Here is a 19,060-nt window from a genome sequence, read left to right as displayed (position 1 = left end):
CCTGGCGGAGCTGTCGGACGAGCTTGTGCTCATCACGTCGGAGCTCGTGACCAACGCGCTCATCCACGCGGGCAGCGATGTGGACCTGCGGCTACGGGCGTTCGGCGACCGGGTCCGGCTGGAGGTGCGGGACTCGGACAGCGACCCGCCCGTCCCCACCGCCTACTCACTCACTGCCGAGGGCAGCGCGCGAGCGGAGCACGGCCGCGGCCTGTTCCTGGTGGACGCGCTGGCGCACACGTGGAACACCTCTCCGAGCGGCCGCGGCAAGACCGTCTGGCTGGAGATGGACATCCCCGGCGCGGCCGACGTGGGGCGGGCGGCGGACCGGTGAACCGTCGAATGACCTAACACGTGCTCGTTTCACTGAGTCAGGCCGGGCTGGTCGACGGGCGGGGGACCGGGCCGGTCCGTGGCCGAGGACCGTCAACTGACTGTTGTCGCGGTATGCGGCGGACGCCAGAGTGTGACCGGTCCGAGGGCGTACAGCCCACCCGTTCAGCTGAATCCGACTTACCGCTTTCGTCACCGTCTTAACTGGTGATAAGGTCTCGATCGGTCTTCGGCGAACCTGAACTGCCTCGGGTCGTATACCGAGGTCACGGAGACGTACATGCGGAGCTCGTCCGCGTGAATCCGGTGACCCGGCCACCGTCCTGCTCATGTGACGTGCACACGTGTTGCCGCTGTTCGGCGCACACCTACTTCTTGGATAGGAACGCAATGAGACGACTTCTGACCGTCCTCGCGGCCGGCGTGCCGCTGGCGGCCGCGGTGTACCTGCCGACCGGCGCTTCGGCGGCCACCGGGAGCTCCGCCTCCGAGCCCTTCAACTGCTCGACCGTCTCCGTGAAGGCCCCGGCCGGCACCGAGGTGGAGTCGGTGACATCGGTCCGCAGGGAGGGCGGGACCATCAACAACACCGGGATCCTGGTCGGCTCGGTCTCCGGCGTCCCGGCCTTCTGCGACGTGACGGTCACCCTCACCCACCCGGGGGACGGTGACCACGCCAAGGTGCAGACCTGGCTGCCCGTGAACGGCTGGAACGGCCGCCTCCAGGCGATCGGCGGCAGCGCCTACGGTGCCGGGGACGGGGGTGTCGGTCTGGGCACCGCGGTCAAGAACGGCTACGCGGCGACCACCACGGATGCCGGCGTCGGTGACGTCCTCGACACCAGCTGGGCGCTGAACAGCAACGGCCAGGTCAACTCCGCGCTGCTGAAGAACTTCGCCTCCCGCTCCCAGCACGAGGCGGCGGTCGTCGGCAAGGAGGTCGTCGACGCGGTCTACGGCAAGCGCGCCGCCTACTCCTACTTCACCGGCTGCTCCACAGGTGGCCGTCAGGGCTATGCGGAGGCCCAGAGCTACCCCGACGACTACGACGGCATCCTCGCCGACGCGCCCGCCATCAACTGGGACGAGTTCGAGGTCGCCACCCTGTGGCCGCAGGTGGTGATGAACAACGAGAAGACCTACCCGACCACCTGTGAGCTCGACACCTTCACCAACAGCGCCGTCAAGGCCTGCGACTCGCTCGACGGCGTCAAGGACGGCCTGGTCAACGACCCGGAGCGGTGCAACTTCGACCCCCGCACGCTGATCGGCACCAAGGTCGCGTGCAACGGCAAAGAGATGACCATCACGGCGGCCGACGCGGCCGTGGTGCGCAAGATCTGGGACGGCCCGCGCACCACCTCGGGCAAGAAGCTGTGGTCCGGCGTCCCGATCGGGGCCGACCTGAAGGGCCTGGCGAACACCAACCCGCCGGACGCCGACGGCAACGTCACGGGAGCGCCGTTCCCGGTGCCGGCCCTGTGGGTCCAGCTCTGACTGAAGAAGGACCCGTCCTTCGACATCTCGAAGATCACCTACAGCGAGTTCACGCAGTTGTTCAAGCAGTCCGAGGCCGAGTACGACACGGTCATCGGCACGGACGACCCTGACCTGTCCGCCTTCCGCGAGTCCGGCGGCAAGCTGCTGACCTGGCACGGCCTGGCCGACGAGTTCATCCCCACCCAGGGCACCGTGGAGTACCGCGAGCAGGTCGAGCAGAAGATGGGCGGCGCCAAGAGGGTCGACGACTTCTACCGCCTCTTCCTCGCCCCGGGCACGGCCCACTGCGGTCTCAACGGCGCCGGCGGCTCGGCCGACGGCCTTGCCGCACTGACCGCCTGGGTCGAGCACGGCAAGGCCCCCGAGACGCTGCCCGCCACCCTGATCAACGCCTCCGGCGAGGCCGTCAACCGTGACCTGTGCAGCTACCCGCAGGTGTCCAGCTACAACGGCCACGGCGACCCGGCCGTCGCCTCCAGCTTCCAGTGCGTTTCCCCCTCCCGGCACTGACCGTGCCGCCGATGACCCCATGACCTGAGAAAGGCCGAACCATCATGAGCACGCAGACAGCGGCGCCGTCGAGCCCGGTGGCGACGGGCGAGCGATCCTCCCTGTTGAGGCTGTACCTGAGCCGTGGCGTCCTGGCCGTGGTGTGGGCCCTGGCGTTCGCCAAAGCCCACGAGGACGTCGACGCGCTGGCCATCACACTGCTGGTCGTCTACCCGCTGATCGACGCGGTGTCCTCACTGATCGACTACCGCGCCACCCCCGACGGCTCGGAGCGCCGGGTCACGGCGTTCAACGGGGTGCTCAGCACGCTGGCCGCCATCGCGGTCGGCATCGCCGGCGCGGGCGGCGTGGCACCGGTGCTCCATGTGTTCGGAGCCTGGGCTGTCATCTCCGGTGCCGCTCAGGTGATCGTCGGGCTGCGGCGGCGCGGTCCCGAGTTCGGCAAGCAGTGGCCGACCCTGATCTCGGGCGGGCTGTCCTTCCTCGTCGGGATCTTCTACAACATCCAGGCCGCGGGCGACAATCCCTCGCTCGACGTGCTGTCGACGTACGCCACGGGCGGTGGAATCTTCTTCATCGCCCAGGCCCTGCTGCTGGGCTGGAAGGCCCGCCAGCTGCGCACCCGGACCGTCTGACCTTCTCGCAGAACCCGCTCTCGACCCGCGTCCCCCTGGGGGTGCGGGTCGAGACGTTTCCGGACCGCCGGCGCTTCTTCCCGCACCAGCCGGGTCAGTTCCCGCACGGTGTCGTCCTGGCTCTCGTCGGCCGATACCGCCAGCCATCGGGACGGGGGCACCCTCGGATCGAACGCCCGCGAAATACGGAATTCGGTAAATGGACCACCGAGCCGGAAGACCTGCAGCCCGGCCACGTCGCGCCCACCTGATGGACATCCCATTTTGAACACCGGGTGGTCGCGCTCCACGCCGCTTCGTTCGAGACCAGCCTGGCTGTGAATGACTTCTCTGGCCCCAGCGGAACGAACCTTTGGGCCCCAGGGGCTTGATCGTTGAGTGTTCGTCAGAAGTGGCCCCAGGGGTGGTCTTGCGGTGGGAGCATCGATGTGCTTCCGACAGTCAGGGGGCCCCTATGGATGGCCCGAGATCCAAGGTTGAGCTCTTCGGGGCGATCCGCCGCGACTCCCGTACCGAGAAGCTGTCGATCCACGAACTGTCGCGCCGCTACGGGGTCCATCGGCGTCTTGTACGCGAGGCTCTGACTTCCCCGTGGCCGACGCCACGCAAGCCGATGCCTCCGCGGCCTTCGGTGATCGACCCCTACAAGCATTTGATCGACGCGATTCTGCGTGCTGATCTGGATGCCCCGCGCAAGCAGCGCCACACCGCCAAGCGGGTCTTCGACCGGCTGGTGGACGAGCATGGGATGGACAACGTCTCCTACGGCCGGGTGCGGGACTACATCAGGCGCCGCGGGCCCGAGATCTGGGTCGAAGAAGGCCGCGGACCACCCAGCGTGTTTATCCCGCAGACGCACCGCCCCGGCGAGGAGGCCGAGGTCGACTTCGGGGACGTTTACGTCACTCTCGATGGCGTGCGGACCCTGTGCTACCTGTTCGATTTCCGGCTCTCCTTCTCCGGGAAGGCCGTGCATCACGTGTCGGCTTCGCGAGGGCAGGAAGCCTATTTCGAGGGCCATGTCCACGCCTTCCAGGTGCTGGGCGGAGTGCCCAGAGGCAGGGTCCGTTACGACAACCTGACCTCCGCGGTGGCCCGGGTGCTCGGATTCACCCGGGCCCGGGTGGAGACAGACCGCTGGACCGCGTTCCGCTCCTGGGCGGGCCTGGACGCCTTCTACTGCTGGCCCGGCATTGACGGCGGCCATGAGAAGGGCGGCGTCGAGGGCGAAGTCGGCCGGTTCCGCCGCAACCACCTGGTCCCGGTCCCCGAGGTCACCACCCTGGCCGAGTTCAACGCCCGGATCGATGAGGGGGACCGGCAGGACGACCAGCGCCGGATCGGCGAGCGACCGCGCACCGTCGGCGAGTACTTCGCCATCGAAGAGCCCCTGTTGCCTGTGCTGCCCGAGGACTCCTTTGAGACCGGGCGGCTCCTGACCCTTCGGGTGGACCGCTACGCGCAGATCACCGTGTTGCAGCACCACTACTCGGTGCCGGTACGGCTGATCGGCCGCCAGGTCCGGGTCCTCCTGCATGCCTCCGAGGTGGTGGTCTACGACGGCCGAACCGAAGTCGCGCGGTACGAGCGCCTCGTCACACGCGGCGGGAGCCGCCTGGACCTGGACCACTACCTGGAAGGGCTGCTGCGCAAGCCGGGCGCGCTGCCCGGGGCGACCGCGCTGGACCAAGCCCGCGCGGCCGGGAAGTTCACCCCCGTACACGAGTCCTGGTGGGAGACCGCCCGCCACGCACACGGCGACGCGGCCGGCACCCGTGCACTGATCGAGGTTCTGCTGCTGTACCGGCACATGAGCCACGACCACGTCGTCGCCGGGATCGCCGACGCCGCGGCCCGCGACCAGATGACCTACCGCGGGTTCCTGGCCGAGCTGCTGATGGCCGAGTGCGATGACCGCAACCGCCGCCGCTCCGAGCGCCGGATCAAGACCGCGGGTTTCCCCCGCGAAAAGGCTCTCCAGTTATCTGGGGTAGCGGTGAAGGAGGCAGGCAAAGTAGCTGGTCAGCAAGCTGCGGACGCGTCCGAAAGGTGGCTGAGGTTCACCCTCTGCCCAGTTGGAGGTAAAGCGCTGTCCTGTTGGAGTGGTGCATCCGTAGGATCACGTCATGACTGCCGATGCCCCGCTCACCCGAGAGTCGTTCCGGCGCCTCCATCCGATTAACGCGCCCAGGCCGGTGCCTCAGTTGCCCGATCGTGTCTGGACTGACGAGGACTGGGACCGGATCCGGCGCGGATATCGAGCCCGGGACATGGATGAGAAGTGGAACGTCTTTGCCGAAGCCGGTGTCGTTTTCATGCACCGGAGTTGGACCGGTCACGGCGTCTATGAGGCGTCCTTTGCCCCCGTGACTGGTGGTGGGAGGAGGATCGCCTCTGCTGTGGTGGAGGCCGATGGGGAGCGCTATCGGCGCAGGGGCGACGAGTATGACCGTCTGATGATGGAGCTGATCATCAGCGCGATCGTCCTTGGTGAGCCAGCCACCGACCTCCGGGCCGGACTCGTGGAGCTGACTGCTCGGGCTTCGGGAAAGAGCGATCTTCCCTCGGGCGTGGTGGAGCACAGTGCTCTGGGATTGCGTTCTGGAACGTGAGCTCTGGAGCCAGCGAGTGCTGTCACGGTCTCGGGTTATGTGACTGGATCACGCGTTGTAAGCGCAAGATCTCGCCGTGTGCCGCGGCCAGTCGTTGTTCGAGCTCTTGGACGCGCTCTCGGTGGGTGGTGCGCTCACGGCGGAGGGCTTCGGTCAGGGTATGAATCACGGTGCCGTCGTCAGCTGAGGGTGCCTGCGGGGGAGACTGGTTTTCGGTCCGTTGCTGACCGCGCCAGGTCTCGATGCGTTTACGCAGGTCGGCGTGGGCATAGAGAAAGTCCAAGCTGACGCCCGCCGCGCGGGCAACGGCCCGGAAGTTGATCTCCTCGCCCTCCTTGACCAGCCTTCGGATGCCCGCCTCCGCTCCTTGGACGGCCTGCTGGTGCTTGTCCTGTGCGGCCTGCCGCAGAGCGGCGATCCGCCGGTCAGCAGGAGACACGGTCTCCGGGACCGCGTCGTTCGGCCGCTTGCTCATGAGCGTGATGCCCCCCTGCTGTCCGAGGAGTCGGCGGCGTCCTGGTAGCCGGTGCGACCGAGCACATCGGCGCCGCGGACGACAGCGGTGCTGCGGCCATCCATACCCTGGCCTCGTGCGACTGGGTCCGCAAAGGGCTGCCGCTGTGTCTGATCGGCGACAGCGGCGCCGGCAAGTCGCACCTGCTGATCGGGTTGGGCACTGAGGCCGCGATGGCCGGCTTCCGGGTCAAGTACGTCCTGGCGACCAAGCTCGCCAACGAGCTCGTCGAGGCCGCCGACGAGAAGCTGCTGACCAAGACGATCGCCCGCTACGGACGGGTCGATCTTCTCTGTATTGACGAGCTGGGCTGTGCGCCACGAGGCGCTGAGGAATCTCGCGGAAGGAGGAGTCCGCCGCCGGTCCTCGCAGGGACTGGTTGAAGCTGGAGGCAGGCTGAGCCCCGGGTTGGGGGCGAGGCCGGAAGCAGCCTCGCCAACGTAGGGACGGACCGGCACCACCAGACGGTTCGTGCCCGCTAGTGCTGTGACCGGGATGGTTCACCGTGGTCGGGAGACGGCTCACGGAACGAGCGCGGTTCGCGAGGCGAGTGGTATTACTGGTGCATGCAGGAAGAGACCGCGCGGTCCGCGATCGACACGTTCATCTCCGCGTTCAACGCCTCGGACGACAGCTGTGTGACTGTGCTGCTCTCCCAGGCCCTAACCTCGGACGTGGTCTTCTGGGGACCGTTGGGCCGCAGTGAGGGGATCGAGGCGGTCGAGCGGTTCGTGCTGGACATCCGGCGCCACCCCGCGGGGACCGGCACCATGGTGCGCTGTTCGGCGGTGGACATGCCGGACGAGTGGGCCCGGTACCAGTGGGTCTTCACGACGCCGGATGGAGGCCCCCGCCTGGCGGGAACGGACGTCGTCCATCTGCGGCGGAGCCTCACGACCAGGTCATCGTCTTCGCGGGGGAGATCGAGCCGTCCGCCTCCTGAGTCATTCTCCTCTGGCGCCGTCCTTCTCCTGAACCGGCCCCGTTCGGGGCTCCGGGTCTGCCCAGCCGAGATCATCTTCACAACGCTTCGGTCGTCCGCGCTTGACCACGAGCGGACCGATGATGCGCTGTGGCTGTGTAAGTTCGCGGTTGGTCAGGCTGCGGTGTTGAGGGGGCGTCCGCCCCAACGGATGCCCTTCTCGCTTCGGATGCGGGCGCGTTCCTTGCGCTCGGCGGCCAGGGCGTCGCGGTGGCGGGCGTTGGCGTTGCGCCAGCGTAGATAGGCGTGCAGGGCTCGTGTCTGCACGGTGTGGTTGGGGTGGTTGGAGTTGGCGATGGTGAACTGCCTCAGCGGTCCGAAGTGGGCCTCGATGGGGTTGGCCCAAGAGGCGTAGGTCGGGGTGAAGCACAGCTCGACCTTGTGCTTTGTAGCCCAGGGGGACTCTGCTGCGTAATTCCAGGGTCAGGCCGTGAGCCGGTAGGCGAGGCGTTCGAGGCGGCTGCTGCGGGTGTGGTGCTGGTCGTGTCCGGTCCAGTACGCGTCCAGTCGGACCACGTTGAGCGCGGTGGCGGAGAAGGCGTGCTGGAGGCGGACTTTCGGCAGTCCGCGGTAGCGGGCCCGGCGTATGCCGGTGATGTCCAGGGCCTGGTTGATGGTGCCCTCCACTCCCGCACGCAGGGCGTACTTGGCCTTCCAGGTCTCGGTCTTCTGCTCGGCGCGGGCCCGGACGAGGGCCTCGTGCGGTTCCCTGGGCCGCAGGGTGAGCATGCGCCGGCCCAGCGCGGAGCTGGGCTCCCCTGCGGGAACGCCGCCCAGGCCACCGCCGAGGTCTGCGCCGGAACCTGCGGCAGCCCCTTCGGCCGCATCGACATTCGCATCACCCCCACGGCCACACGACGGGACAACGGCCGCACGGACGATCATCCCGCGCCCACCGTCACGCCGCACGGAATTGAGCAGCAGAGTCCAGCGGCGGATGTCGGTGATCTCCACGGGGTGACTGCCGCCGCGTGCCGCGTGGCGCACGGAAACACGTGTGCCGGTCCTTCGGTGTGCGCTGCCCGGACGCGTGTTTCGGTCACTGATATGTATTCTCGGATGCATGAGCACAATCGCGGATACGACCGCCGTGGCAAACCTGATCGCCAAATACGCCGAGCTGGTTGACACCGGGGATTTCGCCGGCGTCGGCGAACTGTTCGCCGACGCCGTGTTCATCGGCAGCGGAGCACCGGTCCCGGGCCGGGACGGGGGCGTGGAGAAGATGCTCCGGGACAGCGTGATGTGCTATGAGGACGGCACTCCGCGCACCCATCACGTCACGACCAACATCGCCGTCGATGTCGACGAGGAGGCGGGAAGGGCTGCCGCGCGTTCCTACGTCACGGTGTTCCAGTCCCTGCCCGACTTTCCGCTCCAGCCGGTGGCCGCGGGGCGCTACAGCGACCGCTTCGAGCGCCGGGACGGGCGCTGGCGCTTCACGGAGCGCCGGGTCCGGATCCATCTGGTGGGCGACGTCAGCCGCCACCTCCGACGCGATGGCGCACCGGAAGGGACAGCACACCGCGGATGATCCCGGCCGGGTGGGTCAGCGCCTGCCGGGCCAGGTCGTAGCCGACGATCGCCCAGCCGTTCAGACCGTGGTGGAACTCGGCCGGGTGGATGGGGCCGAGCGCCCGCAGCCGTGCGTGCCGTGCGGGGGCGTCCGCCTTGAAGGCGGGACCGATGAGCACCCTGCCGTCGTGGTACGGGCCCTGCTCGTGCGGGCTCATGGTGCGTCTCTCCTGTTCTGATGGTCGTGTGGCGCCCGGGGACGGCCCGGAGGGTGGCGGGCGGCGCGGTCGGGTCGCCGTCATGAGAACGAGCCCGGTCCCGTGGAGGTTCAGGCCGGCCGGCGGACGGACACGCCGGAGGGGGCATGCGTACCGCGCATGCTCCCTCCGGCGTCGGAACTCAGTTGTCGCTGTTGAAGATGGACAGCACGCGCAGCGCCTCCAGGTAGATCCACACCAGCGTCATGGTGAGACCGAAGGCGGACCGCCAGGCCTCCTCGCGCGGCGCGCCGTAGGCGATGGCGTCCTCGACCTGCTTGAAGTCCAGGGCGAGGAAGGCGGCGCCGAGCACGATGCCGATGACGCCGAACGCGATGCCCAGCCCGCCACTGTTGAAGCCGAGGCCGTTGCCCGCGCCGAAGGCGGAGAAGAGAAGGTCGGCGACGAGCAGCAGGAGGAAACCGGTCGCGGCGGCGGCGACGAACCCGGCGAACCTCTGGGTGACGCGGATCCAGCGCATCCGGTACGCGACGAGCACACCCGCGGACACCGCGAAGGTGCCGAGCACCGCCTGGACGACCACTCCCGGCGCGATGTAGGTCGAGGTCGCGCTGGAGATCACACCGAGGAAGACACCCTCGAACGCCGCGTACCCGAGGATCAGCGCCGGGGCGGGTGCCCGCTTGAAGGTTTGGATCATCGCGAGGACGAAGGCGACGAGGGCCGCGCCCACGGCGATGCCGTAGGACCGGCCGATGTTCGCCTCGTCGGCGGGCAGCAGGAGCCAGGACAGCACCGCCGTCAGGGCCACGGTGCCGAGCGTCGTGGCGGTGCGGACGACGACGTCGTCGATGGTCAGTGCGGTCCGGCCGGCGCGCGCGTCCGGGCCGGCACCGGGGCCCGCGGCGGCGGAGTAGGGGTTGGTCGCGTAGTCGTCCGCCGGTCGGCCGCCGACCGTGGCGCCCACCGGGTGGCGCACGGATGCGTCCACCTGACCGGCGTCCCGGCCGGCACTCCAGCGGGAGAAGATCGGGTTGCTGGTCTTCACGTCATTCCTCCTCGTCCGCCGCACATGCGGCCTGCGGAACAGCGTTGCCATCGGGCGCCCGAGGCGGCATACGTGTGACGTTGGCCACCTACTGGGCCGACGACGGCAACTCTGTGCGTCACCACTCTGACAGGTGACGCGAGGAGAAGCAAGTCATCTGCGCCCGTGCTGGCCGCGGTCATTCCGACGGCGTCCCCGGGTCGTCGAGCAGCTCCAGGAGAAAGTCGTCCCAGTTCAGACCGTCCATCTCCGCCTCGGCCGAGGTGATCCGATAGGTGGCGTCGAGCCACTCCGACAGCGGCCCCGTGGGCAGCTGGAACAGGGCCTCCACCTCCTGCGACTCAAGAAGCAGCCACGACGAGGGCCGCTCACCGGGCAGCGTCGGCCACATCCGCACGTCACCGCAGCCGCTCATCGACGTCAGCCCGCGGTGGAGCAGCTCCCGGCCCATGCGCCAGAGGAGGTTCGGGCCCCGTTCCGCCAGGAACTCGACCGTGATCACCGCGGGCATGTCCGGGTCGAAACGGAACTCCGCCCGCATCGGAAGCCGAGTGAACTCGTCGAGCATCTGGTCGAGGCCCAGCAGCAGGGAAGGCAGGTGCTCGGGCGCCGAACGCGCCCGCAGTTGTGACTGGTCACGGTGCATGACAGGAGTTCCCCTCCGTGGGACGAAGACTGCGGCTACAACTCTTCGCCGGCACCGGGAACCGCACATCGGTCACTTGACGGTCAAAGGGCGGCCCCATGCCGGGCAGGTGACGGAACGCCGATGCCGGTGCGCGTCGCCCGGGAGGCGCGGAGCAGGGCCTTTCCGGCGCCAGGGCGGCGGCCGGGACGTGTTGTACGGACCGCGCAGGACGTGACGTAAGTCAATCGGCTGCTGCCGGAGCCGATCGGACGGCCGCTGCCGCACGGCTGCAACCGCTGTGCGTGTATTTTCAATGAAATACGTTTCTCAGCCGGGCGATGTGTCACCCGTGGACCACACATGGGCCGACGGACCACGGCGCCGCCGGACGCGTCTGTGCGAGTCGCGCCGGTGCCAGGTGCCGGATGGGGGACGCAGCCTCGCTGAAGAAGTGACACCGGCGGCCCCGCACAACGCGGCCCCCGCCCGTGGGCCAAGGGGAAGGACGTCCACGGGCGGGGGAGCGGGGCGAGCGCGCGGGTGCGCGGGTGCGCTCCGGTATCAGGTCACAGGCGCGAGGTTGGGGCCCGTGGTGCCCAGCTGCTCGGTGGACACCACCGGCGGCACCGGCCAAGTCACACCCTTCGGCGGCCAGCTCTGCCCGGTCGCCTTCAAGAACCCGGCCGGCGGCTCGTACAGCGGCGGCTGGTTCCCGTCCGGGATCATCGAGGCCCACCCGACGCCCTCGGTACGGTCCTTGAACTCCTGCTTCATCGCGTCCAGCAGGTCAGGCTGCTCGATCAGGTCGATCGCGCCAGCCGCCAGGTAGCGGGCGGCGGACAGCAGCGCCTGGTGACCGATGTTGGTGCCCGCGGTCGCGGTGACACCCCAGTTATGGTTCGGGATACCGGACGGATAGGCCGCGGACAGCAGCACGGCGGTGGGCGCTTGCCAGCTGATGTCGGCGGTGTCGGTGGCCAGACCGCCGGTGTAGGCCGCCGCCGGAGGAGCGAGCGGGGTCAGGTCGGTCGGCATGCCCACCTCGGGCTTGCCCAGCGACTTCTGGACTGCCTTCGCCAGGGCATGGTCGGCGTCGGTGAACTTCGGGGCGCCGATCTGCAGCATGTTGTCGTTGAGCAGCTCCGCACCGGCCTTGTTGGCCAGCAGGTTCCAGGTCGCGGAGTGGAACTTGTGCACCAGGCGGGTCTGGCTGGCCTGGGCGGCGGCCTTCGCGCACTCCACGATCTTGTCGTAGAGCACCTGGGCCCGTGCCGGGCTGCCCTCGCGGACAAAGAACCAGACGGAGCACATGTCCGGCGTCACGTTGGGGGCGCCGCCGCCGTTGATGATGGCGTAGTGGAAGCGACCGGACGGGGCGACGTTCTTCTCCCGCAGGTACTCCGACATCGTCGCCATCAGCATGGCGCCGTCCAGGCCGCTCTTGTTGCCGAGCGGGGTGCCGCCGTGGCCTGAGGCGCCGAGAAAGGTGAAGGTGGTCGAGATCAGCGCGCTGGTGGTGTTCCAGAACGGCACCGTGATGTTGAAGGGGTGCCAGTCCAGGAAGGCGTCGAGACCGTCGTAGACACCCTCCTTGACCGCGTACGCCTTGCCGACGAGCTGTTCCTCGCCCGCGCTGCCGAACAGTCTGACCCTGGCCTTCAGTCCGTTCGTGCGGATCGCCTGAGCGACCGCGATCGCGGCGGCGGTGCCGCCGGCGCCCAGGGCGTTGTGGGCGTCGCCGTGGCCGGCGCCGTAAGTGGGGCCGTAGGCGTCGTAGTTGTAGACCAGCGGGTCGTGGGTGCCCACGCCCTTCTTCTGCGACAGGCCGGGCAGGGCGTCGTACTCGGCGTTGAAACCGATGACGGGGCCCTCGGTGCCGTAGGTGGCGACGAAGGCGGTCGGGAAGCCGGCCGGGCCCCACGCGATGGTGAAGCCGTTGTCCTTCAGCAGCTTGGCGTGCGCGAGGGAGGACTTCCACTCGCGCAGGGACAATTCCGCGTGCTGCCACACGTCGTCGCTGAGCTTGGTGATCGCGGCCTCGTTCGCCGTGATCAGCCGAGCGCGGTCTGCTTGGCCGCGGTGTTCTTCGCCAGGCCCTTGGGGGCCCGGTAGGTGGTGCGTGGCCACCGTGTGCACCGCCGAACCCGCCCGCCAGTTCCGCCTCGGCGCCGACGGCACCCAGGACCCGGCCGTCTTCCAGAGCCTCCTGGACGCCGCCGCCCAGGCCCGCACCACCGCCGCCCGCGGCGAGGACCCCGGCGTCATGACCATGTTCCCCGCCACCGCCGAACAGGCCGGCGCCCTGGGCGGCCAGCACGGCATCGAGGGCTTCGAGTACTGCTGCACCCCCCGCGGCGAGCACGAACGCTCCGCGAAGTTCCTGGCCTGGGAGAGTATCGACAAGATGGCCTCCAGCGACGTCTTCCACGCCGTCCCGCTGATCGGCCCCCGCCCGATCCTGCAGATCGCCGGCGAACGCGCCGTCACCGCCTGGATGGCCATCGAGGCCCACCAGCGCGCCACCGGCCCCAAGGAACTCCACTGGATCAAGGGCGCCAGCCACGTCGACCTCTACGACAAGCGCGAATACATCGACCCCGCCGTCGACAAGCTCACCGACTTCTTCACCACCAACCTGAGCGACTGACCGACAACACATGTCGACCGTCGACACCCGCGTGCACGGTGGCATGGCGAAGGGGCCGACAGCTCACGCTGCCGGCCCCTTGGAGTGTGAGCCGGGATGTCGCACCGGTGGCCCGGGGCCCGGAAGCGGGTCAGCTGGCCTGCAGGGGCCCCGCGAAGGACTTGCGCAGGGACGAGGGAGCGACCAGGGGGAGCAGCGAGGCGAGCACCTTGCCCTTGAAAGCGCTCGGCTGCCGGGTCAGCTCGATGTCGACCCGAGTGCCGTCACCCTCGGGGGTCATCCGGAAGACCCAGCCGCCACCGGCTCCGAACAGCTTGGAGTCGAGCGTGGTGATGGTGACCGTGTCGCCGTCCGGCTCCCACTCGTAGCGGGCACGCTCCCAGGCGGCGGCGGTGCCCTCGGTGACCTCGGCCCAGGTGTCGCCGAGGTCGTGGACCTCGAAGTGTTCGGCGTCGATCGTGGGCCAGGCCTCGGCGCGGGACGGACCGAAGTCGGTGAGCACCCCCAGCACGTCCTTGGGGCTGAGCGTGGAGACGAGGTGGATTCGTACGACTGCCATGGGGCTTCCTCACCAAGGAGTAACTAACCTGACCGGTGACGAGAGATTCCCACGCACTCGCGTCACCTGTCAAGACGGTTATCCTGGAAGAGGATATCCAGTCACCTGTCAGGATGGTCATGTGAGACATATGTCCTCGTGCGGGACGCCCACCCTGGACCTCGTACGGGAGTACGGGATCGTCCCCGCCTTCCTCAGCTCCGGTTCTCGGCCTGGAACATCCAGCTCTGCTTCTCCAGTTCGGCGGTCAAGCCGATCAGCAGGTCCTGTGTCACGGCGTCCGCCGGGCCGGTCTCCTCGATGCGCTCCCGCACCCGCCCGATGACGGCGGAGAGCGTCCGCACCAGGGCCTCGACGGCGTCGACGTCCTTCGTCCAGCCCGGCGAGAAGTCGGGCACACCGCTGGTCCCGGCGATGGTGGCGGCCCGCCCGTCCGGGCTGACCCCCAGCGCGGCGGCGCGCTCGGCCACCGTGTCGGCGTAGTCGCGAGCGGTGGTGACGACCTCGTCGAGCTGGAGGTGGATGGAGCGGAAACGCGGCCCGTACAGGTTCCAGTGCGCCTGCTTGGCCACGAGGGACAGGTCGAGCAGGTCGACCAGGGTCGCCTGGAGGGCGCTCCCCGCGATCTCGCGCTCCTTGTCCGGCAGTGGGCTCTTGATGACCGTCATAGGTGTGCGGTTCCTTTCCGGATGGTTGCCAGCGTTCTCATTGTCTGAGCCGCCGACGTGCTGCGTATCAGTCGTTTGACTGCGGCCCGGAAAAACCTGGATGGCGCGGCGTCTCAGTCCAGCGCCCTCAGCGCCCCGGCGACGGCGGACTCCAGGAACGCCCGGTCGGCGCGCGCCTGGCCCATGACGTGAACGCCCTGGACGAACGTGGTCAAAAAGCGGGCCAGTTCCACCGGGCTGCGCTCGCCGCCCAGCTCACCCCGTACCCGGGCGCGCTCCAGCGCCTCGGTCAGCACCGACTCCACGGCGGTCATGGCCGTACGCACCTGCTCCACCGTGCCATCGTGGGCCGCGCGTTCGATGGTCGCGTTGACCAGCAGACAGCCACGCTCCGGGGCCGCCGTGTCGGCCGTGACCATCGCGAGCAGCAACCCCCGCAAGGCCGTACGGATGTCGGCGCCAGCCCGCAGTTCCCGGTCGAGCGAATCGGCCAGACCGTCGCAGTAGCGTTTCAGGGCCCGGGCGTAGAGGCCGTCCTTCGAACCGAACGCCGCGTACAGGCTGCCGCTGCCGATCCCCAGCAGCGCCGTCAGCCGCGGCATCGACGCGGCGTGATAGCCCTGGGTCCGGAACAGGCTCATGGCCTGCTCCACTGCCGTGTCGGTGTCGAACTCACGAGGGCGCGCCACACCGGGATCCTTTCGTCGGCGGAATCCTCGAACATGTACGAGGACGGTGGTCGGGGTGCGGCGTCGCCCGGGATGCCATGGGGCGGGAGAACAACGCACGGACCTGACTTAGACGGTACGGCCGGCCCGAGGCATGAGTCGATCGACTGCAAACACCCGGACACCGGTCGCCTCGGTCCTGTCCGCAGCCGAACCGGCTTCCATGTCGATCCGGGCAGGGGCATGCTCGGCCATGTCTTGTGCGGTTGGCCTCGACGACATTGACGGCAACAGCCCGAGGACCAACATGCAGGCGCTTGAACCCCTGTTCCGCGGCGAACGCCCCCACCGGTTCAGGGAGCGCTCCCGTGCCTGCTCCCATCCCACTGGAGCGGTGCCCGTAAAACCAGGCAGTTCGCATGCAGCTTGTCCCCGCGCGGGGAGCACCCCCAGGCAGCGGGCGCCCGACGGTGTTCCTTTCGGGGCGGGCAGGGCTCGGCGTGGGCGCGGGTGAGTGCGGCCTGTGGCAAGCGTGGGTGAGTGCGGCTCGGCGCGGGCGTGGGTCACTGACACTCGGGCCGGGCGCGGGCCAGTACCGCGCGGGCGCAGCGCATCGAAGAGGGCCGCGTCAGGCCTGCCCGGAGGGGGCCGCGGGAAAGTCCAGGGCACGCGCGTTGGCCCGCATCCGCGCCGCGCGCGGACTGTGGACGGCGCTCAGCAGGTCGGCCGCGCGCAGCCAGCTCGCCCGCGCCCCCGTACGGTCCCCCCGCTCCCGTTGCGCTGTCGCGAGGTGGTCGAGCACTTCGGCCTGGTTGTAGCCGTCAAAGGCGTCTCCGTAGAGCCGCAACGACTCCCGGTAGTCCGCCATCGCTCCATCGAGATCGCCGAGACGCTGCCTGGCGTAGCCCATGCTGTCCCAAGCAGCCGCCTCGATACGGAGGTTGCCGCATCGCTGCAACAGGGGGATCGCCTCCTCGCACAGCGTGATCGCCTCCTCGTACCCGCCGAGCAGGGCGAGATACCACGCCACCGCGTTCAGCTCGCGGGCCGTCGCTCCGTCGTCCCCCAGCGTGCGGTAGATCTCCAGGGCCCTGCGGGCATGGTGCAGGGCCTGGGTGTGGCGCTTCTGACGACCGCGCACCCAGCCGACGCTCCGCTCAGTGGCCGCCCGCTCCGCCGGACCGAGCCGGTGCAGTAGCCCGAGCAGCAACTCGACCTGCCGGTCGGCCTCGTCGAGCAGGCCCGTCTCCGCCAGCGCACGGGCGAGATCCGCGGAGTTCCGCGAGATGGCGATCGGCTCGTCCAGCAGCAGAGCGGCATCCAGGCCGATCCGTTTGGTCTCGATCTCCTCCGTCCAGCGGCCCGTGACCGAGTAGTAACTCACCCAGTCCTGCGTGAGGTTCATACGGAAACGCAGCAGCCGCGGGTCATCCATGGAGCGCAGCGCCGCCGCGACCGTCGACTCCTCCTGCCGGAACCAGCCCAGCGCCTCCTCACGGGTGTCCATGACGACGTGCACCACCCCCTCGGCCGGCGGCTCGGCATACTCGGAACTGGCGCGCCCCAGCAACCGGTTGGCCATGTGGGCGTTGTGGCGCAGGTAGTCCAGCAGACGTGTCTCCGCGCCCAGACGGTCGTCCTGCTCCTGCTCGACGAGCTCGGCGCCGTAGACGCGCACCAGGTCGTGCAGCACGTACCGGCCCTCCGAGTCCCGCGACAGCAGGTTCGCCGAGGTCAGCTCGCGCAGCTGCCGCCGGGCCGCCGCCGTCCCGGCCCCCGCGAGCGAGGCGGCGGCCTCCGCTGACACCGACGGCCCCGGATGCAGGGCCAGACACCGGAAGAACCGCGCAGTCTCCGGCGTCAGAGCCCGGTACGACCAGGAGAACACGGCACGGACGTCGACCCGCCGGTCACCGTCCGACAGGGCGTCCAGCCGGGCCTCGCGCAGCTCGCGCACTCCCAGCCCCAGCGGGACCTGCGGCGACACGTTCAACTGGGCACCGACGATCGCGACCGCCAGCGGCAGGAACCCGCACAGCTCCACCAGCTCCGATGCCGCCTCCGGCTCCGCCCGGCACCGCTCCTCACCGATCCGCGCGGCCAGTGCCGCCAGCGCCTCCTCGCGCGTCCACGTGTCCAGACCGACCAGCGAGGCGCCCTCGGTCACGGCCAGACCGGACAGCTGACTGCGCGAGGTGATGATGGTCAGACACCCCGCCGACGCCGACAGCAACGGCCTGACCTGCTCTTCGTCGCGAGCGTTGTCGAGTACGACGATCAGCTGCCGGGACGCCGTACGCTCCCGGAACAGCGCGCTGCGCTCCTCGGTACCGCGCGGCACCGAGGAACTGGGCACGCCGAGCGCGTCGAGAAACCCGGCGAGGGCCTCCCCGGGATCGAGCGGCCGTCCGGTGTCCTCGAAGCCGCGCAGGTTCACATACAGCTGCCCGTCCGGGAACCGGTCCGCCACCTGGTGGGCCCAGTGCACCGCCAGCGTCGTCTTGCCGACCCCCGCCATGCCGCCGATCGCGGAGACGACGACATGTCCTCCGCGTCCGGCGACGTGTGAGGTGAGTCCGTGCACGTGTGCCAAGGCCTCCTCGCGGCCGCGGAACGTCGCGAGGTCGGGCGGCAACTGCCGTGGAACCTGCCTCGTCGACTGCCCCGTGCGGCGCGTCGACGCCTCGACGAACCGCCGGCGCTCGTCCTCGTCCAGCTCCAGGGCGTCCATCAGCTCGCTCAGCGTCGCCTGCCGCGGGAGGCTCTGCCCTCGCTCCATGTCGCTGATGGCGCGCACACTCACCCCGGACGCCTCGGCGAGACTCTCCAGTGTCAGCAGTGACCGCTGCCGCGTCTCACGCAACAGCCTGCCGAACTCCGTTCTGTCCATCCCCACCCCCCATGGGCCTCCGTTCTGGAACGGCCATTAAAGCAAGGGGGTCGGCGGGGGCCGGGGTCAGACCGGGGTCACACCCGCGCCGTCCAGGTTGGTGGTGAAGAAGTCGGTGAGCTTGCCGACGGCGGGGTCGATGTATTCGCGCTTGTCGTAGAGGTCGACGTGGCTGGCGCCCTTGATCCAGTGGAGTTCCTTGGGGCCGGTGGCGCGCTGGTGGGCCTCGATGGCCATCCAGGCGGTGACGGCGCGTTCGCCGGTGATCTGCAGGATCGGGCGGGGGCCGATCAGCGGGACGGCGTGGAAGACGTCGCTGGAGGCCATCTTGTCGGGCTGATACCCCGACGGTGTCACTGATCGGATCAATGATCCGCAAATTTGATATCGTCGATCCGTGACGACAGAGACGGCACCCGACCAGGCAGCTCCCACACTGCGACAGAAGATCGTCCTGGCCGCCGCCGGGCTGCTGGAGGAGGGAGGCCTGGAGGCGGTGTCGACCCGCGCCGTCGCAGCGCGCGCCGGCGTGCCGACGCCGTCGATCTTCCGGATCTTCGGGGACAAGGACGGACTGCTCGAAGAGGTCGCGGAGCACGGCTTCAGGCGCTACCTCGAAGTCAAGGCCGAACTGCTCACCGGCGACGACCCCGTCCAGGCCCTGCGGGACGCGTGGGACCTGCACATCCGCTTCGGACTCGAGCACCCGGCGTACTACTCCCTCGTCTACGGCCAGGTCCGCCCCGGCCACACGCCGCAGGCCGGCCTGCGGGCCGCCGCCGACCTGCGCCGGATGATCACCCGGATCGCCGCCGCCGGGCGGCTTCGGATGAGCGTCGAGCGCGCGACCGAGGTCATGCACTCCGCCGGCGTGGGCACGATCCTCACCCTGATCAGCCTTCCCGACGCCGTACGCGACCTGCGGACCGCCCACACGGCCCGCGAGATGGTGATCGACACCCTCACGCTCGCGCCCGCCGAGGGAAGCGACGCCGCCCCCGGCGGCACCGTGGCGGGGGGGGGCCGGGGGGGGGGGGCCCCCCGCGGGCGCGCCCCCCCCCCCCCGCGGGGCCCCCCGGGGCGGGGCCGCCACCAGGCGTGGGGGGACCCGGGGGGCGCCGGGGGCGCCGGGG

General features: G+C 69.4%; 15 protein-coding genes and 8 pseudogenes. 11 read left to right on the top strand and 12 right to left on the bottom strand.

Features of this window, described 5'->3' with window-relative positions:
* The first annotated feature begins 1 nt into the window (after position 1).
* The 6 genes and pseudogenes from ACIBB8_RS33660 to ACIBB8_RS33635 all read left to right on the top strand — a co-directional run bounded on the left by ACIBB8_RS33660 (position 2) and on the right by ACIBB8_RS33635 (position 5,590).
* Positions 2–334, top strand: a complete 333-nt coding sequence (locus ACIBB8_RS33660) for an ATP-binding protein (RefSeq protein WP_398958654.1) — start codon at positions 2–4, stop codon at positions 332–334.
* A 389-nt stretch (positions 335–723) separates the two neighbouring features.
* Positions 724–2,343, top strand: a pseudogene (locus ACIBB8_RS33655) (DUF6351 family protein).
* A 44-nt stretch (positions 2,344–2,387) separates the two neighbouring features.
* The gene (locus tag ACIBB8_RS33650; protein ID WP_398958632.1) at positions 2,388–2,978 is read left to right on the top strand and encodes a DUF308 domain-containing protein; all 591 of its coding nucleotides are present in this window, start codon (positions 2,388–2,390) and stop codon (positions 2,976–2,978) included.
* Positions 2,979–3,432: 454 nt separating this feature from the next.
* Positions 3,433–4,584: pseudogene (gene istA, locus ACIBB8_RS33645) on the top strand (IS21 family transposase); the annotation flags it as partial.
* A gap of 231 nt (positions 4,585–4,815) precedes the next feature.
* Positions 4,816–4,959, top strand: a pseudogene (locus ACIBB8_RS33640) (AAA family ATPase); the annotation flags it as partial.
* A 289-nt stretch (positions 4,960–5,248) separates the two neighbouring features.
* Complete coding sequence (locus ACIBB8_RS33635) at positions 5,249–5,590, top strand: hypothetical protein (protein ID WP_398958630.1); 342 nt, start codon at positions 5,249–5,251, stop codon at positions 5,588–5,590.
* Positions 5,591–5,612: 22 nt separating this feature from the next.
* Here the strand turns inward: ACIBB8_RS33635 and ACIBB8_RS33630 are convergent, their stop codons facing one another.
* Complete coding sequence (locus ACIBB8_RS33630) at positions 5,613–6,065, bottom strand: DUF6262 family protein (protein ID WP_398958628.1); 453 nt, start codon at positions 6,063–6,065, stop codon at positions 5,613–5,615.
* A 41-nt stretch (positions 6,066–6,106) separates the two neighbouring features.
* Here ACIBB8_RS33630 and ACIBB8_RS33625 point away from each other — a divergent pair.
* Positions 6,107–6,436, top strand: a pseudogene (locus ACIBB8_RS33625) (ATP-binding protein); the annotation flags it as partial.
* 234 nt (positions 6,437–6,670) lie between these two features.
* A pseudogene (locus ACIBB8_RS33620) lies at positions 6,671–7,047 on the top strand (nuclear transport factor 2 family protein).
* A gap of 153 nt (positions 7,048–7,200) precedes the next feature.
* Here ACIBB8_RS33620 and ACIBB8_RS33615 read toward each other — a convergent pair.
* Together ACIBB8_RS33615 and ACIBB8_RS33610 are read right to left on the bottom strand one after the other, a co-directional pair.
* Positions 7,201–7,482, bottom strand: a pseudogene (locus ACIBB8_RS33615) (IS630 family transposase); the annotation flags it as partial.
* Between the two features lie 27 nt (positions 7,483–7,509).
* A complete protein-coding gene (locus tag ACIBB8_RS33610; RefSeq protein ID WP_398958626.1) occupies positions 7,510–8,073 on the bottom strand; it encodes a transposase in 564 nt (187 codons plus the stop codon).
* 76 nt (positions 8,074–8,149) lie between these two features.
* Here ACIBB8_RS33610 and ACIBB8_RS33605 point away from each other — a divergent pair, with 76 nt between their 5' ends.
* Positions 8,150–8,620 (top strand): nuclear transport factor 2 family protein, encoded by a 471-nt coding sequence (locus tag ACIBB8_RS33605; RefSeq protein ID WP_398958624.1) that lies wholly within the window; start codon positions 8,150–8,152, stop codon positions 8,618–8,620.
* On the opposite strand, the gene ACIBB8_RS33600 is transcribed toward ACIBB8_RS33605, so the two are convergent.
* The 4 genes from ACIBB8_RS33600 to ACIBB8_RS33585 form a co-directional block, all read right to left on the bottom strand.
* Positions 8,565–8,819 (bottom strand): hypothetical protein, encoded by a 255-nt coding sequence (locus ACIBB8_RS33600; protein ID WP_398958622.1) that lies wholly within the window; start codon positions 8,817–8,819, stop codon positions 8,565–8,567. The genes ACIBB8_RS33605 and ACIBB8_RS33600 overlap by 56 nt on opposite strands.
* Before the next feature lie 181 nt (positions 8,820–9,000).
* Complete coding sequence (locus tag ACIBB8_RS33595) at positions 9,001–9,867, bottom strand: Bax inhibitor-1/YccA family protein (RefSeq protein ID WP_398958620.1); 867 nt, start codon at positions 9,865–9,867, stop codon at positions 9,001–9,003.
* Between the two features lie 178 nt (positions 9,868–10,045).
* On the bottom strand, positions 10,046–10,513 hold the full coding sequence (locus tag ACIBB8_RS33590; protein ID WP_398958618.1) for an SsgA family sporulation/cell division regulator: 468 nt from the start codon (positions 10,511–10,513) through the stop codon (positions 10,046–10,048).
* A 543-nt stretch (positions 10,514–11,056) separates the two neighbouring features.
* A complete protein-coding gene (locus tag ACIBB8_RS33585; RefSeq protein WP_398958652.1) occupies positions 11,057–12,505 on the bottom strand; it encodes a peptidase dimerization domain-containing protein in 1,449 nt (482 codons plus the stop codon).
* Positions 12,506–12,614: 109 nt separating this feature from the next.
* Between ACIBB8_RS33585 and ACIBB8_RS33580 the strand changes: the two are divergent.
* Positions 12,615–13,142 (top strand): annotated as a pseudogene (locus ACIBB8_RS33580) (alpha/beta hydrolase); the annotation flags it as partial.
* A 130-nt stretch (positions 13,143–13,272) separates the two neighbouring features.
* Here ACIBB8_RS33580 and ACIBB8_RS33575 read toward each other — a convergent pair.
* The 5 genes and pseudogenes from ACIBB8_RS33575 to ACIBB8_RS33555 form a co-directional block, all read right to left on the bottom strand.
* Positions 13,273–13,701, bottom strand: a complete 429-nt coding sequence (locus tag ACIBB8_RS33575) for a hypothetical protein (protein WP_398958616.1) — start codon at positions 13,699–13,701, stop codon at positions 13,273–13,275.
* Positions 13,702–13,895: 194 nt separating this feature from the next.
* The gene (locus ACIBB8_RS33570) at positions 13,896–14,369 is read right to left on the bottom strand and encodes a DNA starvation/stationary phase protection protein (RefSeq protein ID WP_398958614.1); all 474 of its coding nucleotides are present in this window, start codon (positions 14,367–14,369) and stop codon (positions 13,896–13,898) included.
* A gap of 113 nt (positions 14,370–14,482) precedes the next feature.
* Entirely contained in the window at positions 14,483–15,058 is a 576-nt protein-coding gene (locus tag ACIBB8_RS33565) for a TetR/AcrR family transcriptional regulator (protein WP_398958613.1), read from the bottom strand.
* Between the two features lie 607 nt (positions 15,059–15,665).
* Positions 15,666–17,927, bottom strand: coding sequence for an ATP-binding protein (locus ACIBB8_RS33560; RefSeq protein ID WP_398958611.1), 2,262 nt, complete (start codon positions 17,925–17,927; stop codon positions 15,666–15,668).
* A gap of 66 nt (positions 17,928–17,993) precedes the next feature.
* A pseudogene (locus ACIBB8_RS33555) lies at positions 17,994–18,260 on the bottom strand (alpha/beta hydrolase); the annotation flags it as partial.
* Between the two features lie 64 nt (positions 18,261–18,324).
* Between ACIBB8_RS33555 and ACIBB8_RS33550 the strand changes: the two are divergent.
* Positions 18,325–19,060 (top strand): TetR/AcrR family transcriptional regulator (locus ACIBB8_RS33550; RefSeq protein WP_398958609.1); only part of this gene is annotated, 736 nt, incomplete at its 3' end.

The organism is Streptomyces sp. NPDC051286, assembly GCF_044455345.1.
Classification (GTDB): domain Bacteria; phylum Actinomycetota; class Actinomycetes; order Streptomycetales; family Streptomycetaceae; genus Streptomyces.
Note: the sequence above shows the minus strand (reverse complement) of the source record. Positions and strands in the feature narration are given on the sequence as shown.

Excerpts from the sequence above, each read along its gene's own strand:
- ACIBB8_RS33650 (WP_398958632.1), top strand. The coding sequence starts at position 2,388 with ATGAGCACGCAGACAGCGGCGCCGTCGAGCCCGGTGGCGACGGGCGAG.
- ACIBB8_RS33635 (WP_398958630.1), top strand. The coding sequence starts at position 5,249 with ATGGATGAGAAGTGGAACGTCTTTGCCGAAGCCGGTGTCGTTTTCATG.
- ACIBB8_RS33630 (WP_398958628.1), bottom strand. The coding sequence starts at position 6,065 with ATGAGCAAGCGGCCGAACGACGCGGTCCCGGAGACCGTGTCTCCTGCT.
- ACIBB8_RS33605 (WP_398958624.1), top strand. The coding sequence starts at position 8,150 with ATGAGCACAATCGCGGATACGACCGCCGTGGCAAACCTGATCGCCAAA.
- ACIBB8_RS33600 (WP_398958622.1), bottom strand. The coding sequence starts at position 8,819 with ATGAGCCCGCACGAGCAGGGCCCGTACCACGACGGCAGGGTGCTCATC.
- ACIBB8_RS33590 (WP_398958618.1), bottom strand. The coding sequence starts at position 10,513 with ATGCACCGTGACCAGTCACAACTGCGGGCGCGTTCGGCGCCCGAGCAC.
- ACIBB8_RS33575 (WP_398958616.1), bottom strand. The coding sequence starts at position 13,701 with ATGGCAGTCGTACGAATCCACCTCGTCTCCACGCTCAGCCCCAAGGAC.
- ACIBB8_RS33570 (WP_398958614.1), bottom strand. The coding sequence starts at position 14,369 with ATGACGGTCATCAAGAGCCCACTGCCGGACAAGGAGCGCGAGATCGCG.
- ACIBB8_RS33560 (WP_398958611.1), bottom strand. The coding sequence starts at position 17,927 with ATGGACAGAACGGAGTTCGGCAGGCTGTTGCGTGAGACGCGGCAGCGG.